General features: G+C 71.9%; 18 protein-coding genes. 14 read left to right on the plus strand and 4 right to left on the minus strand.

All coding sequences use genetic code 11. The features are described from left to right. The first annotated feature begins 130 nt into the window (after window positions 1-130). Together V8J39_RS14020 and V8J39_RS14025 are read left to right on the plus strand one after the other, a co-directional pair. Window positions 131-1,882, plus strand: a complete 1,752-nt coding sequence (locus V8J39_RS14020; RefSeq protein ID WP_336461547.1) for an FAD-dependent oxidoreductase — start codon at window positions 131-133, stop codon at window positions 1,880-1,882. Next, a complete protein-coding gene (locus tag V8J39_RS14025; RefSeq protein ID WP_336461548.1) occupies window positions 1,879-2,859 on the plus strand; it encodes a D-cysteine desulfhydrase family protein in 981 nt (326 codons plus the stop codon). The genes V8J39_RS14020 and V8J39_RS14025 overlap by 4 nt, the downstream gene beginning before the upstream one ends. Window positions 2,860-2,977: 118 nt before the next feature. On the opposite strand, the gene V8J39_RS14030 is transcribed toward V8J39_RS14025, so the two are convergent. The 4 genes from V8J39_RS14030 to V8J39_RS14045 form a co-directional block, all read right to left on the minus strand. Further along, window positions 2,978-3,733 (minus strand): IclR family transcriptional regulator, encoded by a 756-nt coding sequence (locus tag V8J39_RS14030; protein ID WP_336461549.1) that lies wholly within the window; start codon window positions 3,731-3,733, stop codon window positions 2,978-2,980. Window positions 3,734-3,883: 150 nt separating this feature from the next. Continuing rightward, window positions 3,884-4,960 carry an extracellular solute-binding protein gene (locus V8J39_RS14035; RefSeq protein WP_336461550.1) on the minus strand — a complete coding sequence of 359 codons (1,077 nt, stop codon included), beginning with the start codon at window positions 4,958-4,960 and terminating at the stop codon, window positions 3,884-3,886. 34 nt (window positions 4,961-4,994) lie between these two features. Then, window positions 4,995-6,815 (minus strand): ABC transporter permease subunit, encoded by a 1,821-nt coding sequence (locus tag V8J39_RS14040; protein ID WP_336461551.1) that lies wholly within the window; start codon window positions 6,813-6,815, stop codon window positions 4,995-4,997. Next, window positions 6,812-7,960, minus strand: coding sequence for an ABC transporter ATP-binding protein (locus V8J39_RS14045; protein WP_336461552.1), 1,149 nt, complete (start codon window positions 7,958-7,960; stop codon window positions 6,812-6,814). Before V8J39_RS14045 ends, V8J39_RS14040 begins: the two co-directional genes overlap by 4 nt. A gap of 260 nt (window positions 7,961-8,220) precedes the next feature. Here V8J39_RS14045 and V8J39_RS14050 point away from each other — a divergent pair, with 260 nt between their 5' ends. The 12 genes from V8J39_RS14050 to V8J39_RS14105 all read left to right on the plus strand — a co-directional run bounded on the left by V8J39_RS14050 (window position 8,221) and on the right by V8J39_RS14105 (window position 22,299). Continuing rightward, window positions 8,221-9,021, plus strand: coding sequence for a CoA transferase subunit A (locus V8J39_RS14050; protein ID WP_336461553.1), 801 nt, complete (start codon window positions 8,221-8,223; stop codon window positions 9,019-9,021). Next, window positions 9,018-9,785, plus strand: coding sequence for a CoA transferase (locus V8J39_RS14055; RefSeq protein WP_336461554.1), 768 nt, complete (start codon window positions 9,018-9,020; stop codon window positions 9,783-9,785). Before V8J39_RS14050 ends, V8J39_RS14055 begins: the two co-directional genes overlap by 4 nt. Beyond that, window positions 9,782-10,969, plus strand: coding sequence for a CaiB/BaiF CoA transferase family protein (locus V8J39_RS14060; RefSeq protein WP_336461555.1), 1,188 nt, complete (start codon window positions 9,782-9,784; stop codon window positions 10,967-10,969). The genes V8J39_RS14055 and V8J39_RS14060 overlap by 4 nt, the downstream gene beginning before the upstream one ends. Window positions 10,970-10,976: 7 nt before the next feature. Beyond that, on the plus strand, window positions 10,977-12,023 hold the full coding sequence (locus V8J39_RS14065; RefSeq protein WP_336461556.1) for a 2-hydroxyacid dehydrogenase: 1,047 nt from the start codon (window positions 10,977-10,979) through the stop codon (window positions 12,021-12,023). A 7-nt stretch (window positions 12,024-12,030) separates the two neighbouring features. Continuing rightward, window positions 12,031-12,708, plus strand: a complete 678-nt coding sequence (locus V8J39_RS14070) for a class II aldolase/adducin family protein (protein WP_336461557.1) — start codon at window positions 12,031-12,033, stop codon at window positions 12,706-12,708. Between the two features lie 3 nt (window positions 12,709-12,711). Further along, a complete protein-coding gene (locus tag V8J39_RS14075; RefSeq protein WP_336461558.1) occupies window positions 12,712-14,232 on the plus strand; it encodes an FGGY family carbohydrate kinase in 1,521 nt (506 codons plus the stop codon). Then, window positions 14,219-15,769 (plus strand): acetolactate synthase large subunit, encoded by a 1,551-nt coding sequence (locus V8J39_RS14080; protein WP_336461559.1) that lies wholly within the window; start codon window positions 14,219-14,221, stop codon window positions 15,767-15,769. Before V8J39_RS14075 ends, V8J39_RS14080 begins: the two co-directional genes overlap by 14 nt. Before the next feature lie 11 nt (window positions 15,770-15,780). Continuing rightward, window positions 15,781-18,108 carry a molybdopterin-dependent oxidoreductase gene (locus V8J39_RS14085; RefSeq protein ID WP_336461560.1) on the plus strand — a complete coding sequence of 776 codons (2,328 nt, stop codon included), beginning with the start codon at window positions 15,781-15,783 and terminating at the stop codon, window positions 18,106-18,108. A 39-nt stretch (window positions 18,109-18,147) separates the two neighbouring features. Beyond that, window positions 18,148-18,738: a peroxidase-related enzyme gene (locus tag V8J39_RS14090; protein ID WP_336461561.1), complete on the plus strand. Its 591-nt coding sequence runs from the start codon at window positions 18,148-18,150 to the stop codon at window positions 18,736-18,738. Window positions 18,739-18,740: 2 nt separating this feature from the next. Continuing rightward, the gene (locus V8J39_RS14095; RefSeq protein ID WP_336461562.1) at window positions 18,741-19,124 is read left to right on the plus strand and encodes a rhodanese-like domain-containing protein; all 384 of its coding nucleotides are present in this window, start codon (window positions 18,741-18,743) and stop codon (window positions 19,122-19,124) included. Between the two features lie 29 nt (window positions 19,125-19,153). Beyond that, window positions 19,154-20,809, plus strand: coding sequence for an acyl-CoA synthetase (locus tag V8J39_RS14100; protein WP_336461563.1), 1,656 nt, complete (start codon window positions 19,154-19,156; stop codon window positions 20,807-20,809). Window positions 20,810-20,907: 98 nt separating this feature from the next. Further along, window positions 20,908-22,299, plus strand: a complete 1,392-nt coding sequence (locus V8J39_RS14105) for an FAD-binding oxidoreductase (RefSeq protein WP_336461564.1) — start codon at window positions 20,908-20,910, stop codon at window positions 22,297-22,299. Window positions 22,300-22,310: the final 11 nt, after the last annotated feature.

Below are 22,310 nucleotides of genomic sequence, written 5' to 3' on the forward strand. Positions count from 1 at the left end.
TCGTCCAGGGCCCGCGCGACCCGCGGGCGGCAGGGCGGCGATCGCTGCCGCCCGGGCCCCAGCCCGTACCGCGCCGACCGGCACCGGCAACCCCGCCGCGGCCCGGGCACCGGCCAAGAGATCATACAAGATGAATAAACAGGCAGTTTCACCAATGAACGAGGAATTCGACGTCATCGTGCTGGGCTCCGGCGCGGCGGGCATGACCTGCGCCCTGACCGCGGCGACCGAGGGATTGTCCGTGGTCGTGCTTGAAAAAAGCCGCCTCGTCGGTGGGACCAGCGCGATGTCGGGCGCCGGCACCTGGGTGCCCGCGAACCACCTCGCCGCCGCCGAGGGGATCGCGGACAGCCCGGACGAGGCGCTGGCCTATTACGAGAACGCGCTTGGCCCCGAGCTTGGCAACCGCTTCCGCCCGCTGTGGAAGGCGCTGGCCGATGCCGCCGGGCCGATGCTGAGGCTGGTCGAGGCCGAGACGCCGCTGACCTTCGCGATCACGCCCGAACCCGATCCGATCGACGTGCCGGGGGCGAAGCGGCGCGGGCGCATGGTCTCGCCGCTGGCGCTGCCGCGCCGCCATGCCGGGCCCTTCGCGAAGCGGCTGCGCCGCTCGACCCTGCCGCATCTCTTCACCTACCACGACATGTTCTCGCCCAATCCTTGGAAGCGGCCGGTGCGCACGGTGCTGAGCATGGGGCCCGAACTGCTGCGCCGCTGGCTGACGAATTCCGGCGGCCAGGGCTCGGCCCTGATGGCCGGGCTGATCGGCGGCGCGCTGGCCAGGGGCGTCGCGATCCGGCCCGAGACCACCGTGCGCGCGCTGACGAAGGCAGGCGGCCGGGTCACCGGCGTCACGCTGGCCGACGGCCGGACGATCGGCGCCCGGCGCGGCGTGCTGATCGCGACCGGCGGCTTCGAATGGGACCGCGACCGCTATGCCCGGCACTTCCCGGGGCAGACCGACTGGCTGTGCACCCCCGACACCAACGCGGGCGGCGGCCTTGCACTGGCCGAGGCGGCGGGCGCGGCGCTCGACCAGATGGAAGAGGCGAATGTCCACCCCGCGCTGCCCACGCGTTACGAGGGCCGTGCGCATGGCATGCCGGTGGCCTGGCATGTCGGGCCGAACGGGATCATCGTCAACGGGCAGGCGCAGCGCTTCGCCAGCGAATACGACTACAACCTCGGCGACCACCTGAACCGCCGCGGCGCGGACGGCCAGCCGCTGAACCTGCCCGCGTGGGTGATCTGCGACGGGCGGTTCCTGCGCCAGTCGCGTCCCTTCGCCTGGTACGCGCTGCGCGCGCCGGGCTGGGTGCGCAAGGCGCCGACGCTGGCGGCGCTCGCGGGCCAGATCGGGCTCGATCCCGCGGCGCTCGCCGCCACCGTGGCGCGGTTCAACGGCCACTGCGCGCAGAACCGCGACCCCGACTTCCACCGGGGCGAGCCGGTCTGGGAACGCTTCCGCTCGGGCAACTGGAAGGACGGCGAGACGAACGCCGCCCTCGGCGGGATCGCCGATCGCGGGCCCTATTACGCGATGCCGGTCAACCGCTCGATCCTCGGGACCAAGGGCGGGCCGCGCACCGATGCCGAGGGCCGGGTGCTGGACACCGAGGGCGAGGCGATCGGCGGGCTCTATGCCGCGGGCAACGCGATGGCGAACCCGATCGGCACCCGCGCGATCGGCGCGGGCACCACGATCGGGCCGCACATGACCATGGGCTTCATCTGCGCGAAAAGCATGGCCGCGCGGATGGGCACGCCCCCCGCAACGGACCCCGGTCCGGACCCTGGTTCGGCCCGGGACCGGACGACACACGCGACGACGACGGCCGGCAGTGCCGGGCGCAGGACCGACAGAAAGGCGATCAAGGCATGAAGGACCACACCGACACCACGGGGGCGGCGCGCGTCCTGCTCGCGCAGCTGCCCACCCCGCTCGAGCGGCTGGACCGGCTGTCGGCGCATCTGGGCGCCGAGATCTGGATGAAGCGCGACGACCTCACGGGCTTTGCCGGCGGCGGCAACAAGGTGCGCAAGCTGGAATACCTGATGGCCGAGGCGAAGGCCGCGGGCGCCGACACGGTGGTGACCGCGGGCGCGCTGCAGTCGAACCATGCCCGTCAGACCGCGGCCGCCGCGACCCGGCTGGGAATGCGCGCGGTGCTGGTCCTGACCGAGGCCGTCGCCGGGCGCACCGCCGCCTATGACCGGGGCGGGAACCTCGCGCTCGACCGGCTGCTGGGCGCCGAGATCCGCCGTCTGCCCGCGGGCAGCGACGGGGCCGCCGCCTTCGCCGAGACCGTGGCCGAGCTTGAGGCCCGGGGGGCGCGGGTCTACCCGATCCCGGTCGGCGGGTCGAACCTGACGGGCGCGCTGGGCTATGCCCGCGCCGCGGCCGAGATCGAGGAGCAGGCCGCCGCCATCGGTCTGGCGCCGGCACGGATCGTGACCGGTTCGGGGTCGGCGGGCACGCAGGCGGGGCTGGTGCTGGGCACCGCGATCCCGGTGCTGGGCATCTCGGTCGCGTCGTCGGCGGCCGAGCTTGCGGCGAAGGTCGGCGCGCTGGTCGCCGAGGGGGCCCGCAGCCTTCCCGCCTTTGCCGGCGCGGCCGGACGCGAGATCCTTGTCGACGACCGCTTCGTCGGCCCGGGCTATGGCCAGCCGACCGAGGCGATGCGCGCCGCGCTGCAGACGGTCGCCGAGCTTGAGGCGATCTTCCTCGACCCGGTCTACAGCGGCAAGGCGATGGCCGGGCTGATCGCGCTGGCGCAGGAAGGGCGGCTCGAGGGGCCAAGCGTGTTCCTGCACACCGGCGGCATGCCCGCGATCTTCGCCTATGACGACGTGATCTGACCCCCGCGCCCGGCGGCATCGCGCCGCCAAGCGCCGGGCGCGCCATGGCCGCGCACACTGGCGCCGCGCGGTGCGGTATGTGCAGCAACGGGACCGGCGCGGTCGGTCCCGGCCCGCCCTAGGGTTTCGGCACGTAGCCCAGCGCGGCCGAGATCATCCGCGCGGCCTCGACGACATGCGGCGCCAGCTCCTTGAGCTGCTTGCGCTTGATGCGCGAGTCCGGCCCGGACATGCCGATGGCGCCGGCAAGCTCGCCCGAGCCGTCGAGGATCGCGCAGGCGCAGGCGGCGATGCCCTCGCGCCACTCGCCTTCCGGCACCAGCGCATAGCCCTGCTCGCGCGCGATGCGGATGTCCTCGCGCAGTTCGGCGATCGTGGTGCGCGTGGTGTCGGTATAGCGCTCCAGCGTCTGGCCGAAGCGGTCGAGATAGCTTTCGGGCATCTGCGCCAGCATCGCTTTGCCGGTGGCGACGGTATGCGCGGGCGCGCGCGCGCCGACGCTGGTATGGGCGCGGACGTGGTGGGCGCTCTCGATCTTGTCGAGATACAGCACCTCCGTGCCCTGCAGCACCGAAAGGTGCACGGTCTCGCCGGTGGCCTCGGCCAGCCGCAGCATCGCGGGACGGGCGATCTCGGTCAGGTCCATGCGCCGGAACACGCGGTTGCCCAGTTCCCAGATCCGCGTCGTCAGCTCGTAATGGCTCATCGGCGGGACCTGCCGGACGTAGCCCTGGTCGATCAGCGTGGCGAGCAGCCGGTGCACGTTGCTCTTGGTCAGCTCGAGCTCGCGCGCGAGTTCGGAAATGCCGCGGGGCTGGTCGCTGAATGCCAACGCCTCGATCAGGCGCAGGCCCTTGATGAATGCCTTGTCCATACGTCCCGCTTGCTCGGTGCCCGCCTGATCGGTGCCCGCCTGCTCGATGCCGGCCTGCCTGCTGCCCGGCCTGCTTAGCTGCCCGGCCTGCTCGCTGATCGGTCTGCCATAGCGCGGGCCGTGGCGCGATGCCATGGCCCGCACGTCGTTTCACTTGGCCAGAAGCGCGTTCAGCTGTTCCTGACCGTATTCCTCGTTGGTCATGGTGCCGCTCTCGGCCATCGCGCCCCAGTAGTCCGGGCTCCATTCGATCGCCTTGGCAAGGTTGGTCGGGTTGTTGGCCCAGTACTTGCTGCGCTCGGGGTCGGCGGCCTCGAACACCAGCCGCGAGGGCAGCGCGACCGGGTAGGCCGAGGTCAGCTCGGCCGCGCGGGTCGCGTCGAGCCGCCACGACAGCAGCTTGAGCGCGTTGTCGTAGTTCGGCGCGTCCTTGGGGATCGCGAAGAAGTCGTAGTAGACGAAGCCCTGGTTCCATTCGACCTCGAGCGGCGCGCCCTCGAGCGCAAGCACCGAGGACGACCCGGTATAGGCCATGCACATGTCGGCCTCGCCATCCAGCAGCAGCTGCGGCGCCTGGGCCGAGGTCGTCCACCATTTCGACACGTGCGGCTTGATCTCCTCGATCTTCTTCAGCGCCCGCGCGACATCGACCGGGTAGAGGTCCGACTTCTCCACCCCGTCCGCCATCAGCGCCGCCTCCATCACGAAGCGCGGCCAGGCGGGAAGGCAGCGCCGGCCCGGGAACCGCTCGGTGTCCCAGAAATCCGCCCAGCTCTGCGGCTTGTCGTCGGCATAGGTGTCGGTGTTGTAGACCATGGCCACCCCGATCACCTGCAGCGCCACGCCCTTCGGGCGCTTGAGGTTCTCGGGCATCGTCGCCAGCGTCTCCTGCGCCTCGGGCGACAGCTTGGAATAGTCGATGTCGGACAGGCAGCAGTCGCCCAGCAGCTTCGTCTCCTGGTCGAAGATGAAGGTCAGGTCCCACTCGGTCTTGCCCGCCTCGACCTGGGCCTTGATCCGCGGACCCGACCGCGCCTCCTGCACGGTGACGACGTCGATGCCCGTCTCCTCCTCGAACGGGTCGTACATCACCTCGCGCAGGGCGTCGCCATAGGCACCGCCCGGGTCCTGCATCACCACCTCGCCCTCGGCGAGCGCGGGCCCCGCCAGCAGCGACATCACCGCAAGGGACGACACAAGGCCCCGGCTTGCTTCAAAAGCACGCATTCCATCTCCTCCTCTGGAATTTGTGGGTCGAACGTCAGTGTGCCTGGCCCCGCGTCAGGACCGGGCGGCACAGGATGATCCCGCCGACGACCAGCAGCACCTCGAGCGTCGAGACGACGGCGAGCACCGGGTTCAGCTGGTAGTTCACGTCGGCCCAGAGCATCAGCGGCAGCGTCTTCATCCGCGGGCTCGACAGGAACAGCGACAGCACCAGCTCGTCGAAGGAATGCAGGAAGGCGAAGAACACCGCCGCCGCCAGGCCCGGCGCGATCGCGGGCAGGGTCACCAGCCGGAACACGGTCAACGGCGCGGCGCCGTGCACGGCCGCGCCCTGCTCCTGCCGGCGGTCCACCGCCTGCAGCGAGGCCGCGACGATCACCACGACGATCGGGATCCCGCCGACGGCATGGGCCGCGGCAAGCCCGAGGTGCGTCCCCACGAGCCCGAGCTGCAGGAACAGGCTGTAGAGCGACAGCCCCAACACCACCGGCGGCACGATCATCGGGCTGACCAGCAGCAGCATCAGCGCCGACTTGCAGCGGATCCGGCTGCGCACGATCCCCATCGCCGCCGTCGCCCCGAGCGTCACCGCGATCAGCGCCGAGAGCGCGGCGATCCCGAGCGAGTTCCAGAACGCGTCCATCCAGTTGCTGTCCGAAAAGAACTTCTCGTACCAGCGCAGCGACCAGCCCGGCGGCGGGAAGGTGAGGTAGCTTGCCTTGCTGAACGAGATCACCATCACCACGATGATCGGCACCATCAGCGTGGCCACGACGAGCCCGCCCATGATCCGCACCGTCCACAGGCCCGCCGACGCGAGCAGCGGCCCCATCAGCCGCAAGAGCGGCCAGCCCAGCGCATCGGCAAGCAGCGTGCCGGGGCCACGCCGCGACCGTCGTGCCGCGCGCGCCTTCGGGCGCCTGGCCATCTCGTCCAGCTTGCCGCCGCCCCAGATGAACTCGAAGCCGATCAGCCGCCCGGCGATGCCGACGGTGACCAGCGTGATCACCAGCAGCACCACCGCAAGCGCCTGCAGGAACCCCTCGCCGGTCACGGAATCGGCCTGCTGGGTGATGTGCATGGCGAACATCTGGTCGCCCGGGCCCCCGAGCAGCGTCGGCGTGATGAAGAAGCCGAGCGCGGCGACGAAGACCAGCAGGAAGCCCGCGCCGATGCCGGGGAAGGTCAGCGGCAGCAGCACCCGCCAGAACACCGCGAGCGGCCCCGCCCCCGAGGCGAGCGCCGCGCGCGTCAGGCTCTGGTCGAGGCGCGCGACGCTGGCATAGATGCTCAGCACCATGATCGGCAGCAGCACCGCGGTCATCCCCAGCAGCACCGAGCCGCGGTTGAACAGCAGCGCGAGCGGGCTGTCGATCAGCCCCAGCGTGCCAAGCAGCTTGTTGATCGGCCCGTTGCGCCCCAGCAGCACCATCCAGGCATAGGTGCGGATCAGGATCGCGATGAAGTAGGGCAGGATCACCGCCACGGCGACCAGCATCTGCACGCTGCCGCGGCTGCGGTGGATCAGAAGCGCGGTCGGATAGCCCAGCACCGCGCAAAGGCAGGCGACGGTGAAGGCGATCTGCATCGTGCGGACGAGCGAGTCGAAATAGAGCGGCGTCGCGAAGACGCGTTCGAAATGCGCCGACCAGCTGGGGCCGGTGAAGCTGATCCGCGTCAGGTCGACAAGCGGCATCAGGTAGATCACGGCCAGAAACAGCACCGCCGGCAGCAGCAGCAGCGCGGGCGACGTCAGCCGCTGCGACAGCCCCGGCCCCGTGGCGGTCACGGTGGCGGGCGGACGGGTGGGCGGCAGGTGGGGCGAGAGACGGGGCGGGGCGGCGGCATCGGTCATGCCAGCACCCAGCAATCCGCCGCCCCCCAGCCGACATGCACCCGCGTCCCGATCCGCGGCAGGCTGCGCGCCGCCGTGTCGGTGCAGCGCACCAGCAGCGTCTGCCCGTCCTCGAGCGCGACCTCGATGCGCAGCACCTCGCCCAGGAACAGGGCCGAGGTGACGGTGGCCGGCATGGTCCCGGGCTGCGCGGCCTCGTGCAGCGCGATGCGCTCGGGCCGGACCAGCACGGTGGCGATGCGCCCCGGAACGATCGCGCGCGCCTCGGCCTCGAAGATCTGGCCGCCGGGCATCTTCAACGTCAGCGCCCCCTCGCGCCGGGCCACGACCTCGGCCTCGATCAGGTTGCTCTCGCCGACGAAGCCGGCCACGAACCGGCTTTGCGGCTGGCGATAGATCTCGGTCGGGCGGCCGACCTGCACGATGTGGCCGGCATCCATCACCGCGATCCGGTCCGACATGGTCAGCGCCTCGGACTGGTCGTGGGTGACGAACAGGATCGTGCTGCCCAGGGCCTGGTGCAGGTCGCGCAGCTCGATCTGGATCGATTCCCTCAGGCGGCGGTCCAGCGCGCTCAGCGGTTCGTCCATCAGCACCACCCGCGGCCGCATGACGATGGCGCGGGCGATGGCGACGCGCTGCTGCTGCCCGCCCGACATCTGCGCGGGCGATTTCCCCGCGTGTTCGGACAGCCGCATCATGTCCAGCGTCTCGGCGACGCGGCGGTCCGTGGTCGCGCGATCCATCCCGGCCATCCGCATCGGGAAGCCGACATTCTGCGCCACGGTCATGTTGGGAAACAGCGCATAGCTCTGGAACACCATGCCGAAGCCGCGCCGGTGCGTGGGCACGTGCTGCACCGGCTTGCCATCGACGAGGATCTGGCCCCCGTCGATCCTGTGAAAGCCGGCGATCAGGTTCAGAAGCGTGGTCTTGCCACTGCCCGACGGGCCGAGCAGCGTGATGAACTCGCCCGGCTCGATGTCCAGACTGATGCGGTCGGCGGCCAGGAACGCCCCGTATTTCTTGGTGATCTCCCGGATCTCGATGCCTGCGCCGATCACCTCGCGCCCGCCGGCGGCTGCGGTCACGGTTTCCCGGGGCGCCTCGGCGCCCATGTCGCGCCGCGCCAGTATCTGAGCCATGTCATCCTCCCTCCGTTCCATATTATAGAACGGCTTCCCGTATTTAGTTTTCGGGGCAGCGCCGATCTTGTCAACAAAATCCTTATCCATCGGTTCTAACTGGAAAAACCGGCGATTCCCGGAATTCGGCCTGCCGGCGACACAACCGCGATTGACTCAGCCCTCTCGCCGTGGGTACGCTAACTAACAGAATGGCGTTCTATTATATGGAACGACATTGGATCCGCTTGGGAGGCGCGGATCCACAGGGAGGAACAGCTATGACGAGCGATCTCGCGCGACTGGCGCGGCGCATCCGCCCCGGCATGACCGTGGCGCTGCCGGTCGACTATGCCGGCGTCTCGATGGCGATGACGCGACCGCTGATCGACAACGGCGCGGGCGATCTGCACCTGATCTGCGTGCCGACCGGGGGATTGCAGGTCGACCAGCTGATCGGCGCCGGTCTGGTCCGGCGCGTCGAGACCAGCGCGGTCTCGCTGGGCGAGGCGGGCGGCGCGCCGCGCTTCAACGCGGCGGTGAAGGCCGGCCGGATCGAGATCCTCGACGCCACCTGCCCGGCGATCCACGCGGGCCTGATGGCGGCGCAGAAGGGTGTGCCCTTCGTGCCGATGCGCGGGCTGATCGGGTCGGACGTGCTGGCGCGGCGGCCGGACTGGCGGGTGATCGACAACCCCTTCGCGGCCGCGGGCGATCCGATCGTGCTGATCCCGGCGCTGTGCCCCGACGTGGCGATCTTCCACGTGCCGATGGCGGACCGGTCCGGCAACGTCTGGATCGGGCGCCGGCGCGAGCTTGCGGCCATGGCCTATGCCGCCACCGAAACCATCGTCACCGCCGAGCGCATCGTCGAGGACGACCTTCTGGCCGACGAGACCACCGCGGCGGGCACCCTGCCCGCCCTGTATGTCACCGCCGTGGCCGAGGCTCCGCGCGGCGCCTGGCCCTATGGTCTGTGGGGCGCCTACCCGACCGACACCGACGCGCTCAAGCGCTACGCCGCCGCGGCCCGGACCGAGGACGGCTTCGCGGCCTACATGGGATCGGAGGTCGCCGCATGAGCCCCGCCCTGCCGCGCGAGATCCTGATCCACACCATCGCCGGCCTGCTCGACGGGGTGCGCCATGTCGCGGTCGGGGCCTCTTCGCCGATCCCGGCCGCGGGGGCGATGCTGCGCCGCGCGCTGGACGAGGCCGCGCGCGAGGTGCGCCTTTCGATCCTCGGCTCGGTCCGGCACAACTTCTTCACCAACGGCTCGGCAGAGCTGTTCGACAGCGCCGCGCAGGGCCGGCTTGACGCGTTCTTTCTTGGCGGCGGGCAGATCGACGGGCAGGCGAACGTCAATCTCGTCGGCACCGGCGACTATCCCAAGGTCGATGTCCGCTGGCCCGGGTCGTTCGGGTCGGCCTACCTGTATTTCACCGTCCCGAAGGTGATCCTGTTCCGCGAAGAGCATTCGCCCCGGGTGATGGTCGACAAGGTCGATTTCATCTCGGCCCCCGGCACCAGCCCGCCCGGCGTCTACCGGCCCGGCGGACCGGTCGCGCTGCTGACCAGCCGCTGCCTGTTCGGCTTCGACCGCGCCCGGCCCGGCTTCACCCTCGCCAGCCTGCACCCGGGCCAGACCCTCGACGATGTCCGGCAGGCCACGGGCTTCGGCTTCGCCCATGACCCGGCGCCGCCGACGACCCCCGGACCCGACGCGGCGACGCTGCGGCTGATGCGCGGCCGCATCCTCGAGGAGCTGGCCGAGACCTACCCCGCCTTCGCGGCCGACTGGGCCCGCGACCTGGCGGCCCATGCCCCGGAAGGAGCCACCGCATGACACCCGGATCGCTGCAGAACCTGCGCGTGATCGACGCCAGCCGCGTGCTCGGCGGGCCCTATGCGGGCCAGATCCTCGCCGACCACGGCGCCGACGTGATCAAGATCGAGCCTCCGACCGGCGACGAGACCCGCGGCTGGGGCCCGCCCTTCCTCGGCGATGCCGCCAGCTATTTCCTGGGGCTGAACCGCAACAAGCGCGGCATCGCCCTCGACCTGACGCTCGCCTCGGGGCGCGAGGTGCTGCTGGCCCTGCTGGCCGATGCCGACGTGCTGCTCGAGAACTTCAAGACCGGCACGCTGGAGCGCTGGGGCCTTGGCCATGACGAGCTGTCGCGCCGCTTTCCGCGGCTGGTGCACTGCCGCATCTCGGGGTTCGGCGCCGACGGGCCGATGGGCGGGCTGCCGGGCTACGATGCCGCGATCCAGGCGGTCTGCGGCATCATGAGCGTCAACGGCGAGGCGGGGGGCACCCCCCTGCGCGTCGGGCTGCCCGTCGTCGACATGGTCACCGGCCTGAACGCGGCCCTGGGCGTGCTGATGGCGCTGAACGAACGCGCGACCAGCGGCAAGGGCCAGTTCGTCGAGGCCACGCTGTACGACTGCGGGGTGTCGCTGCTGCATCCGCACCTGCCGAACCTGTACCTGTCGGGCCAGGTCGCGGGGCGGTCGGGCAATGCCCATCCCAACATCTGCCCCTATGACACCTTCGCCACCGGCAGCGATCCGATCTTCCTCGCCGTCGGCAACCATCGCCAGTTCACCACGCTGTGCGGGGTCATCGGCCGACCCGACCTGCCCGCCGATCCGCGCTTCGCCGCGAATGCCGAACGCGTCGTCAACCGCGACGCGCTGAAGGCCGAGCTTGAGGCCGCGCTGGCGGACTTCGACTGCGCCCCGCTTGCCGATGCGCTGATCAAGGCCGGGGTCCCCTGCGGCGCCGTGCGGTCGATCGACCAGGTCGTCGCGGACCCGCACACGCTTCACCGCGAGATGGTCGTGGACATCGGCGCCTACCGCGGCACCGGCAGCCCGATCAAGCTGTCGCGCACCCCGGCAAGCTATCGCCGCGCGCCGCCCGGCTTCGCCCAGCACAGCGCCGAGGTGCTGGCCGAGGCCGGCCTCGAGCCCGAGCGCTACGCCGAGGCGCTGATCGGCCCCGCCCTGCCCGAAAAGACGGCCTGAGGACCAGATGAGCAAGACCCCCACCATCGGCATCATCGGCGACGGCTTCATGCAGCCCGCCTTCTTCGCCGAGGCGCTGCGCGCCACCCTCGCCGGACCCGCGCCCGAGATCCGCACCATGGAGCTGGACTGGCCGCTGCGGCTGAAATCGACCAAGGTCGACCCGACGCTGCCGGTCGGCGAATTCGTCGGACGCCCCGAGGACTATTTCGACTTCCTCGCCGATCTCGACATCCTGATCACGCATCTCGCGCCGATCACGGCCCGCAGCCTCGAGCATGCGCCGCGGCTGAAGACCATCGCGGTGTCGCGCGGCGGGCCGGTCAACATCGAGATGGCGGCGGCCCGCGCACGCGGCATCGCCGTGGTGAACACGCCCGGCCGCAACGCCTCGGCCGTGGCCGAGTTCACCGTGGCCTCGCTGCTGGCCGAGACCCGCAACCTGATCCGCGGCCACCAGACCGTCGCGCGCGGCGAGTTCGGGCGCAGCTTCTACCACTACGACCACACCGGCCCCGAGCTGTGCGAGCTGACCGTGGGCATCGTCGGCTACGGCGACATCGGCACCCGCGTCGCGCGGCTGCTGCGGCCCTTCGGCTGCGCGATCCTGATCTACGACCCGTTCAAGGACCTGACCCCCGAGGAACAGGCGGCGGGCTTCGAGAAATGCGGGCTCGACGCGCTGATCGCCCGCGCCGACGTGGTCACCCTGCATCCCCGCGTCACGCCCGAGACCAAAGGCATGATGTCGCGCGACCGGATCATGGCGATGAAGCCCGGCGGCTACATCGTCAACACCACCCGCGGGCAGGTGCTCGACTATCCCGCGCTCTACGACGCGCTCCGCTCGGGCCACCTGAAGGGCGCCGCGCTCGACACCTTCGACCCCGAGCCGCCGCCCGCCGACTGGCCGCTGCTGAAGCTGCCCAATGTCACGCTCTCGCCGCATATCGCCGGGGCCTCGCGCTATTCCGCGCTCAAGGCCGCGCGGATGATCGCCGAGGACATCGCCCTGATCCAGAGCGGCCAGCCGCCGCTTCATCCCTGCAAGTGAGGCCATCATGACCGACGAAGACCGCGCGCTGCGCAGCGAACTCATCGAGGCCTGCCGGTCGATGAACCGGCTGGGCATCAACAAGGGCACCTCGGGCAACATCAGCGTCCGCCACGGCGACGGCTTCCTGATCTCGCCCACCGGGATCCCCTACGACAAGCTCGAACCCGAGCATGTCGTCGCGATGAGCTGGGACGCGACCTACGAGGGCGAGGTCCAGCCCTCCTCGGAATGGCGCTTCCACCGCGACATCCTGAGGGCGCGGCCCGACCTGAACGCGGTGGTGCACACGCATTCGACCCATGCGACGGCGCTGTCGATCCTCGGGCGCGACATCCCGGCGATCCACTACGTGATCGCCGCCGCCGGCGGCAGCACGATCCGCTGCGCCCCCTACGAGATCTTCGGCTCGCAGGAACTGGCCGACCGGGTGGTCGTCGCGCTCGAGGGGCGCCGCGCCTGCCTGATGGCGCATCACGGCGTCATCACCGGGCATGTCAGCATCGCGCGCGCGCTCGCGCTGGCCGTGACGGTCGAGGAACTGGCGCATCAGTACCTGCTGTGCCTGCCGGTCTGCGAGCCGCCGGTGCTGTCCGACGCGCAGATCGCCGAGGTGCTGGTGAAGTTCAAGACCTATGGCCAGCAGTCCAGCGCCGCGCTCGAAGGGCTGCGCCAGGCGTCCTGACCCATGTCCGACCTGCTCCTGTGTCTCGATTCCGGCACCACGGCGGTCAAGGCCGCGGCCCTCGACGCGGCCGGGCGCCTGCTGGCCTGCACCGAGGCGCCGAACGCCGCGCTGCACCGCGATGGCCCGCGGGTCGAGCAGGACATGGACCGCTCGCGCGATCAGGCCTTCGCGGTGCTGCGCGACTGCCTTGCGCGCCTGGGCGGTCCCGGGCGCGTCGAAGGGATCGTGGTCACCGGGCAGGGCGACGGGCTCTGGCCGGTCGACCGCGACGGCCGGCCGCTCGGCCGGGCCATCACCTGGCTTGACGGCCGGGCGCGGGATCTCGCGGCCGGCCTGGGCGGCGCGCTCGACGCGATCCAGCGCGCCACCGGCTCGCGCCCGACCGCCGCCGCGGCGAGCCTGCAGCTGCTGTGGCTGCGCCGCCACGAGCCCGAGCGTTTCGCGCGCATCGCCCATGCGCTGAGGCTGAAGGAGTGGCTGTTCCTCGGCCTGACCGGGCGGGTGATGGCCGAGCCGAGCGCGCTGCTGCCGGTCTGGGGCGACTGGCGCAGCGGTGCGATCCTGCCCGCGGTCGGCGAGGCGCTCGGGCTGGCGGGTGCCGAGCGGCTGCTGCCCGGGCTGGCCGAGATCGGCGCCTGTCGCGCCGGCCTCTCGGCCGCCGCCGCCGCCGACCTCGGCCTGCCGGCGGGACTGCCCGTGCTGCTCGGCCCCGGCGACGTGCAGTCGACGCTGATCGGTCTCGGGCTTGGCACCCGCGCCGGCGTCACCCGCGCGTCGATCTTCGGCACCTCGGCGATCCATGCCTGCCTGCATGACGACCCCGACGCGATGCCCGCGCGCCCGGCCGGGGCGATGGTGCAGCGCTTCGCGCTCGGCCCGGGTTTCATCTGCCTGCACCCGAGCTTCAACGGGGCGACCGCGCTGCACCACCTGTCGCGGGCCTTCTGCGCCCTGCCCGCCCATCCCGCGCCATGCTACTCAGCGCTGGTGCTGCACCCGTTCCTCGAACCGGGGGGCGAGCGCGCGCCCTGGACCGATCCGGCGGCCAGCGGCGCCGCATTCGGCCTGACCGCCGCGACCACCCCGGCCGAGATCGCCTGGGCGGGGCGCGAGGCGCTGGCCTTCGTCACCCATCGCAGCCACGCGATGATGGCGGCGCCGGAGGGCACGCTGTCGCTGGGCGGCGGTCTCGCCCGCGACGGCCATTTCGCGCAGTTCCTGGCCACGCTGACCGGCGGCCCCGTCGAGCGCAGCCCCAACGATCAGGCCGGGCTGCGCGGGCTTGCCGCGATCGGCGCGCGGTTCCTGCTGGGCGCGGATCCCGTGACGCTTGGTCGGGACTGGCTCGGCGCGCCGGAAGACCGTCTAGTGCCCGCGGGCCCGGCTGTCGCGGCCTATGCCGCCCGCAAATACGCGCTCTTCGCCGCCACGGTCGACGCGGCGGCCCGCCACTGGGCCGCGCTCGCGGACCTGCGGGCAGAGGCGGAAGGGCTGATGGAGGAAGAAGATGAACGGCGCTGATCTCCTGTGCGAAACCCTGCTCGCCAACGGTATCGACACCTGCTTTGCCAACCCCGGCACGTCCGAGATGCATTTCGTGGCGGCGCTTGACCGCCAGCCGCGGATGCGCTGCGTCCTGGGCCTGTTCGAGGGCGTGGTGACCGGGGCCGCCGACGGCTATGCCCGGATGGCCGACAGGCCGGCGGCCACCCTGCTGCACACCGGCCCGGGCCTCGCGAACGCGCTGGCCAACATGCACAACGCGCGCCGGGCGCGGACGCCGATGGTCAATGTCGTCGGCGATCACGCGGGCTACCACCTGCCCTACGACGCCCCCCTGACCGCGGACATCGAAAGCCTCGCGCGGCCGATGTCGCACTGGGTCGGCCGCGCCGCGACCGCAGACGACCTCGGCCAGGCCACCTCCGAGGCGATCCGCGCCGCGATCACCGGCGCGGGCGGCGTCGCCACGCTGATCCTGCCGGCCGACGCGGCCTGGACCGACACCGCGGCCGCGGTCCCGGCGCCGGTCGCCGCGCCGGGATGCGACGGCCCCGACGCCGCGGCGCTGCGCGAGGCCGCCGGGGCGCTCGCGGCGGGCGGCGCGGTCACGATCCTCGTGACCGGCCTCGCGCTGCGCGAGGCGCAGCTCGACCTGCTCGACCGGATCGCGCAGAAGACCGGGGCGCGGCTGATGGCGCAGCAGGCCAATGGCCGGATGCAGCGCGGCGCGGGCCGCGTCGCGGTCGACCGCGTGCCCTATGTCATCGACCAGGCGCTCGCGACCTTCGCCGCGACCGAGACGGTGATCCTGATCGGCGCGAAGGCCCCGGTCGGGTTCTTCGCCTATCCCGGCAAGCCGTCGAGCATGCTGCCCGAACACTGCCGGGTCATCGCGCTGGCCGGGCCCGACGACGACCTTGCCGCCGCCGTCGCGGCCCTCGCCGACGAGACCGGCGCGCACGGCGTCGCGGCCCCGCGCCATGCGCAGCGGCTGGTCCCGGACCTGCCGGCCGGCGCGCTGACCCCCGATGCGATCGCCGCCGCCATCGCCCGGATGATGCCGGCGCACGCCATCATCTGCGACGAGGCCGTCAGCTCGGGCCGCGACTTCTTCCGCTTCACCCATGGCGCCGAGCCGCACGACTTTCTGCAGCTGACCGGCGGCGCCATCGGCCTGGGGATCCCGATGACGACCGGTGCCGCCGTCGCCTGCCCCGACCGCAAGGTGATCGGGCTGCAGGCCGACGGCAGCGGCATGTACACCGTGCAAGGGCTCTGGACCCAGGCGCGCGAGCGGCTCGACGTCGTCACGATCGTCTTCGCCAACCGCCGCTACGCGATCCTGCACGGCGAGCTGAAGAACGTCGGCATCACCCGGGCGGTCGACAATGCGCGCAAGATGCTCGACCTCGACGACCCGGCGCTGGACTGGGTGAAGATCGCCAACGGGCTCGGGGTCGAGGCCGCCCGGGCCGACACGATCGAGGGGTTCTGCGACATCCTCCGCGCCGCGCTGGCATCGAAGGGGCCGTTCCTGATCGAAGCCGTCATCTGAGGACAGGGCCAATGATCCGCCGCGTACCGCATTGCAGCCACTGGGGCGCCTACACGATCCTCGTCGAGGGCGAGGGCGCCGCCAGCCGGATCGTCGGCGTGGAGCCCTTCGCCCTCGACCCGGCGCCCTCGCCGCTGATCCAGTCGGTCGCGGACTGGGCCCGGCCCGGGCGTCGCGTCCTGCGCCCGATGGTCCGCGAGGGCTGGCTTGCCGCGCGCGGCGGCGCGGCGCGCGGCGCGACCGGCGCCGGCCGCGGGCAGGAGGCCTTCGTCGCCCTGCCCTGGGACGAGGTTCTGGACATGGTCGCGGGCGAGATCGCCCGCGTCACCGCCGATCACGGACCGGCCTCGATCTTCGCGGGCAGCTATGGCTGGACCTCCTGCGGACGGTTCCACCATGCCTCGTCGCTGCTCAAGCGGATGCTGAACCTTTCGGGCGGCTATACCGGTCATGTCGACACCTATTCGATCGCGGCAGGCCCGGTGATCCTGCGCCACACGCTGGGCGACGACCGCGCCTGCGGCGGCCAGGCCAACACGCTCGACACCGTCGCCGCCCATACCGAGACGCTGGTGGTCTTCGGCGCGATGTCTCCGCGCACCGCGCAGTCCGAGGCGGGCGGGATCGGGACCCACCAGCTCGAGCAGTTCCTGCGCCGGATCGTTGCGCGCGGGACCCGCATCATCCACGTCTCGCCGCTGCGCGACGACCTGCCCGGCTGGGTGGGGGCCGAATGGTGGCCGATCCGGCCCAACACCGATGCCGCGCTGATGCTGGGCCTTGCCGGAGAGGTCGTCGCGGCGGGGCGCGAGGACCACGCGTTCCTCGCCCGCTGCACCAGCGGCGCGGACCTCTACCTCGACTACCTGCGCGGCCGCCCGGACGGGGTGGTCAAGGACGCCCGCTGGGCGGCGGCGATCACCGGCCTGCCGGCCGAGGCGATCCGGGCGCTGGCGCCGCGGCTGGTCGACACCCGCGCGATGCTGACCGTCAGCTGGTCGCTGCAGCGCGCCCATCACGGCGAGCAGCCGTTCTGGGCGGCGCTGGGGCTGGCGGCGGTCACTGGGCAGATCGGCCTGCCGGGCGGGGGCGTCGGCTATGGCTACGGCTCGCTCGGGGGGGTCGGCGCCCCCTTCGCCATCGGCAGGTCGCCGGGCATGTCGCAGGGCCGCAAGCCCATCGACAGCTTCATCCCCGTCGCCCGGATCACCGACCTGCTGAGCTGCCCGGGCGGCAGCTACACCTATCAGGGAGAGGACCGGACCTATCCCGACATCCGCGTGGTCTACTGGGCGGGGGGCAATCCCTTCCATCACCACCAGGACCTGAACCGGCTGCAGGCGGCCTGGACCCGGCCCGAGACGATCGTCGTGCAGGACCCGATGTGGACCGCGACCGCGCGGCGCGCCGACATCGTGCTGCCCGCCTCGACCTCGATCGAGCGCAACGACATCGCGGGCAACAAGCGCAGCGACATGGTGCTGGCCATGCACAGGGCGATCCCGCCGCTGGGCGAGGCGCGGGCCGATTTCGACATCTTCAACGCGCTGGCCGAGCGGCTCGGGACCGGTCCCGCCTTCAACGAGGGCCGCGACGAGATGGGATGGATCCGCCATCTCTATGAGCAGAGCCGCGCCGACGCGGCCGAGCGGCTGGGCTTCGAGATGCCGCCGTTCGACCGTTTCTGGGCCGAGGGCCACGCCCCCGCCCCGGTGCAGCGCGACCACACCTACCTGTCTGGCTTCCGCGCCGACCCCGAGGCCGAGCCTCTGGCCACCGAGAGCGGGCGGATCGTGCTGGGCAGCCGGACGCTCGCCGCGCTCGCGCTGCCCGACTGCCCGCCGCACCCGGCCTGGCTGGAGCCTGCCGAATGGCTGGGCGCCGGCGCCGCGGACGAGCTGCACCTGATTTCGCACCAGCCCGAGGGGCGCCTGCACAGCCAGCTCGAGACCGCGCCGGCCAGCCTCGTGCACCGGCGCGCCGGGCGCGAGCAGGTGCGCCTGAACCCCGGCGACGCGCAGGTGCGCGGGATCGGTGACGGCCAGACGGTCCGGCTGTGGAACGCCCGCGGCGCCTGCCTCGCCACCGCGCGGCTCGACCCGGGCACCGCCCGCGGCGTCGCGGTGCTGCCGACCGGCGCCTGGATGACCATCGGCAGCGACGGCACCGACCTGGCCGGAAACCCCAACGTCCTGACGCTCGACATCGGCACCTCGGCCTTCGGGCAGGGCTGCTCGGCCCATACCTGCCTGGTGCGGGTCGCGCGCCACCCCGGCGACAACCGCGACGCCATCGACACCTATCAGGCCCAGCTGGCGGAGATCCTGCCCGACGGCTGAGCCCTGCCCCACACCCGTTTCAACCCCTGGGAGGAGATGATGAACACACCCGCGCCCCTGCAGGCCGCCCCGCCGGTCAGCCGCTTTCCCGTCCCCGCGCTCGGGGACATGCCCGAGGACATCCGCACCCGGATCGAGGCGGTGCAGGAAAAATCCGGCTTCATCCCGAACGTCTTCCTGACGCTTGCGCACCGGCCCGACGAATTCCGCGCCTTCTTCGCCTATCACGACGCGCTGATGGACCGGCCCGGCAACCTCAGCAAGGCCGAGCGCGAGATGATCGTCGTCGCCACCTCGACCGCGAACCAGTGCCAGTACTGCGTGATCGCCCACGGCGCGATCCTGCGGATCCGCGCCAAGGACCCGCTGGTGGCCGATCAGGTCGCGATCAATTACCGCAAGTCCGACATCACGCCGCGGCAGAAGGCGATGCTGGACTTCGCGATGAAGGTCTCGGCCGCGGCCTACGAGGTCGGCGAGCCCGATTTCGCCACGCTCGCCGGCCACGGCTTCACCGAGGACGACATCTGGGACATCGCCGCCATCGCCGCCTTCTTCGGCATGTCGAACCGGATGGCCAATGTCACCTCGATGCGGCCGAACCCCGAATTCTACGCGCTGGGACGCTGATCATGGCCAAGGGATACAAGGACATGCTTGCCGAGGCCGAGGCGCGGGTGACCTCGGTCACCATCGACGACACCGCCGAGGACGCGCCGGGGACCATCCTCGTCGACATCCGCGACCCGCGCGAGCTGGAACGCGAGGGCATGATCCCCGGCGCCTTCCACGCGCCGCGCGGGATGCTCGAGTTCTGGATCGACCCCGAAAGCCCCTATCACAAGCCCCGCTTCGCCGAGGGCGCGACCTACGTCTTCTACTGCGCGAGCGGCTGGCGGTCGCTGCTGGCGGCGCGGCTCGCGCAGGAGATGGGGCTGGAAGCGCGGTCGCTGCGGGGCGGCTTCTCGGCCTGGAAGGCGGCCGGCCGCGCCGTGGCCGAGCGCAAGTCCGGCTGACGGCGCGGACGGGCACGAGGGGGGACGACATGTCGATCTACGACGAGGGGCTGGGACGCCGGCCCGCCAATCACCGGGCGCTCACGCCGATCTCCTGGCTGGAGCGCGCGGCGCAGGTGCATCCGGACCGCGTGGCGGTGATCCACGGCCGGGCGCGGCAAAGCTATCGCGCGCTCTGGAGCGACTGCCGCCGACTGGCCTCGGCGCTGACCCGCCGCGGCATCGGCCGCGGCGACACGGTCAGCGTGCTGCTGCCGAACACGCCGCCGATGGTCGCGGCGCATTACGGGGTGCCCATGGCGGACGGGGCGGTGCTGCATGCGCTCAACACCCGGCTCGACGCCGCGGCGATCGCCTTCCAGCTCGACCATGCCCGGTCGCGCGTGCTGATCGTCGATCGCGAATTCTCGGCCGTGGCGGCGGCCGCGCTGGCGCTGGCCCGGACCCGCCCGCTGGTCATCGACGTCGACGACGACCAGTATCCCGCCGACGCCCCGCGGCCGAAGGGCGCGTGCATCGGCGACCTGGACTGGCCCGCGCTGCTGGCCGAGGGCGATCCGGGGTTCGACTGGACGCCCCCCGGCGACGAATGGGACGCGATCGCGCTCAACTACACGTCGGGCACCACCGGCAACCCCAAGGGCGTCGTCTACTCGCATCGCGGCGCGGCGCTGTCGGCCATCAACAACACGCTGCACGCGGGCATGGGGCGTCATCCGGTCTACCTGTGGACGCTGCCGATGTTCCACTGCAACGGCTGGTCGCTGCCCTGGGCGGTCTCGATCCAGGCGGGCACGCATGTCTGCCTGCGCTGGGTCCGCGCCGGCGCGATCTTCGACGCCATCGCCGATCACGGCGTCACGCACCTGAGCGGCGCGCCCATCGTCATGTCGACGCTGCTGAACGCGCCGCAGGACCAGCGGCGCAGCGTCGCGGGCCCGGTGACCTTCACCACCGCCGCCGCCCCGCCGCCCGAGGCCGTGCTCGAGGCGATGGCCGCCGCCGGCTTCGAGGTGCTGCATGTCTACGGGCTGACCGAGACCTACGGCCCGACCACCGTGAACGAGTGGAAGGCGGACTGGGACGGGCTTCCCGCCCGCGACCGCGCGGCGCTGAAGGCGCGCCAGGGTGTGCGGTTCCTGTCGCTCGAAGCGGTGTCCGTGCGCGATCCCGACACGATGCGGCCGGTGCCGGCCGACGGCCGGACGCTGGGCGAGGTCATGCTGCGCGGCAACACGCTGATGAAGGGCTACCTGCTGAACCCCGAGGCCACCGAGGCCGCCTTCGCGGGCGACTGGTTCCACACCGGCGACCTCGGCGTCATGCATGCGGACGGCTATGTCCAGATCAAGGACCGGTCCAAGGACATCATCATCTCGGGCGGCGAGAACATCTCGTCGATCGAGGTCGAGGAGGTCCTGTTCCGCCACCCGGCGGTCGCGCTCTGCGCGGTCGTGGCGATGCCGGACCGCACCTGGGGGGAACGCCCCTGCGCCTTCGTCGAGCTGCGCCCCGGACACGCCGCGACCGGGGCCGAGCTGCTGGCGCACTGCCGCGGTGCGCTCGCGGGGTTCAAGGCGCCCGCCCGGGTGATCGTCGCCGAGCTGCCGAAGACCTCGACGGGCAAGATCCAGAAGTTCCTGCTGCGCGACGCCGCGGCCGACCTCGCGCGGGAAACGGCGTGATGGGCGGCGACGTGATGGGCGGCGGCGGGCCCCGTGCGGACGCGCGCGCTGCGGCGATGACGGGGGCGTGCCCTGCGGCGCCGCCCGGGGAGGACATCATGACCGATCACGACGGGCCCGAAACCGCGGCGCTGCTGCAGCGGCTGTCGCGGGCGCTGCCGGCGGCCGCGCTGCTGACCGGCGACTCGATCGGATCGCGCTACCGCGAGGACATGCGCGACGGGCCCTCGGCCGTGCCGCGCTTCGTTCTGCGCCCGGGCTCCACCGCCGAGGTCTCGACCGCGCTGGCCGCCTGCTGCGACGCGCGCCAGCGGCTTGTCGTGCAGGGCGGCCGCACCGGCCTGTCGGGCGGGCACCGGGTGCTCGAGGGCGAGGCGGTGCTGTCGCTGGAGCGGATGACGGCGCTGTCGCCGGCCGATCCCGACGCCCGCACGATCCTTGCCGAGGCGGGCGTGCCGCTGCAGCGCATCCAGGAGGCGGCCGACGGGGCCGGGCTGATGTTCGGCGTCGACATCGGCGCGCGCGGCACGGCGCTGATCGGCGGCAACATCGCGACCAATGCCGGCGGGATCCGGGTCCTGCGCTACGGCTCGCTGCGGGCGCAGGTGGCGGGGCTCGAGGCGGTGCTGGCCGACGGCACGGTGCTGACCGGGCTGCGCGGGCTCGACAAGGACAACAGCGGCTACGACCTGAACGGGCTGTTCGTCGGCTCGGAGGGGACGCTCGGCATCGTCACCCGCGCGCTGTTGCGGCTGCACCCGCGTCCGGTGACCGAGGCCAACGCCTTGCTCGCGCTGCCCTCGGCCGAGGCCGCGCTGGCGCTGCTGTCGCGGTTGCGGGACGCGGTCGGGCGGCAGCTCTCGGCCTTCGAGATCATGCTGGACGAGATCTACGACGGCGTGACGGCGCATCTCCAGATGACCCCGCCCCTGACGACCGCGGCCCCGGTCTACGTCCTGGCCGAGATCCAGTCCGAACTTGCCGGTGACGGCTGCGCCGAGGCCTTCGCCGCCTGCCTGATGGCGGCGATCGAGGCGGGACAGGTGCTCGACGCGGTCATCGCCCAGTCTCGGCGCGAATACCTCGCGCTGTGGGACATGCGCGACGCCTGCGCCGACTATCTGCGCACGCTCGGGCAGCGGGTGAATGCCGACATCAGCGTGCCCCCGGCGAGCCTGGCGCGGTTCCTTGCCGACAGCCGGGCCGCGCTGCGCGAGATCGATCCCGGCACGCGGTTCCTGATCTTCGGCCATATCGCCGACGGCAACCTGCACTATGTCTTCCAGACGCGCCACCAGCAGGCCGCCGAGGCGCGGCTGATGGAACTGGTCGCCGCCGCCGGAGGCTCGATCTCGGCCGAGCATGGCATCGGGCTGAACAAGCGCAAGTGGCTGGCGCTGACCCGCAGCCCGGCGGAGCTGGCCACGATGCGGCGGTTGAAGCGTGCGCTGGACCCGGACGGCATCCTCAATGCGGGGCGCATCTTCTGACGCCGCGCGGG

Source organism: Frigidibacter sp. MR17.24 (genome assembly GCF_037095655.1).
Lineage (GTDB): Bacteria > Pseudomonadota > Alphaproteobacteria > Rhodobacterales > Rhodobacteraceae > Frigidibacter.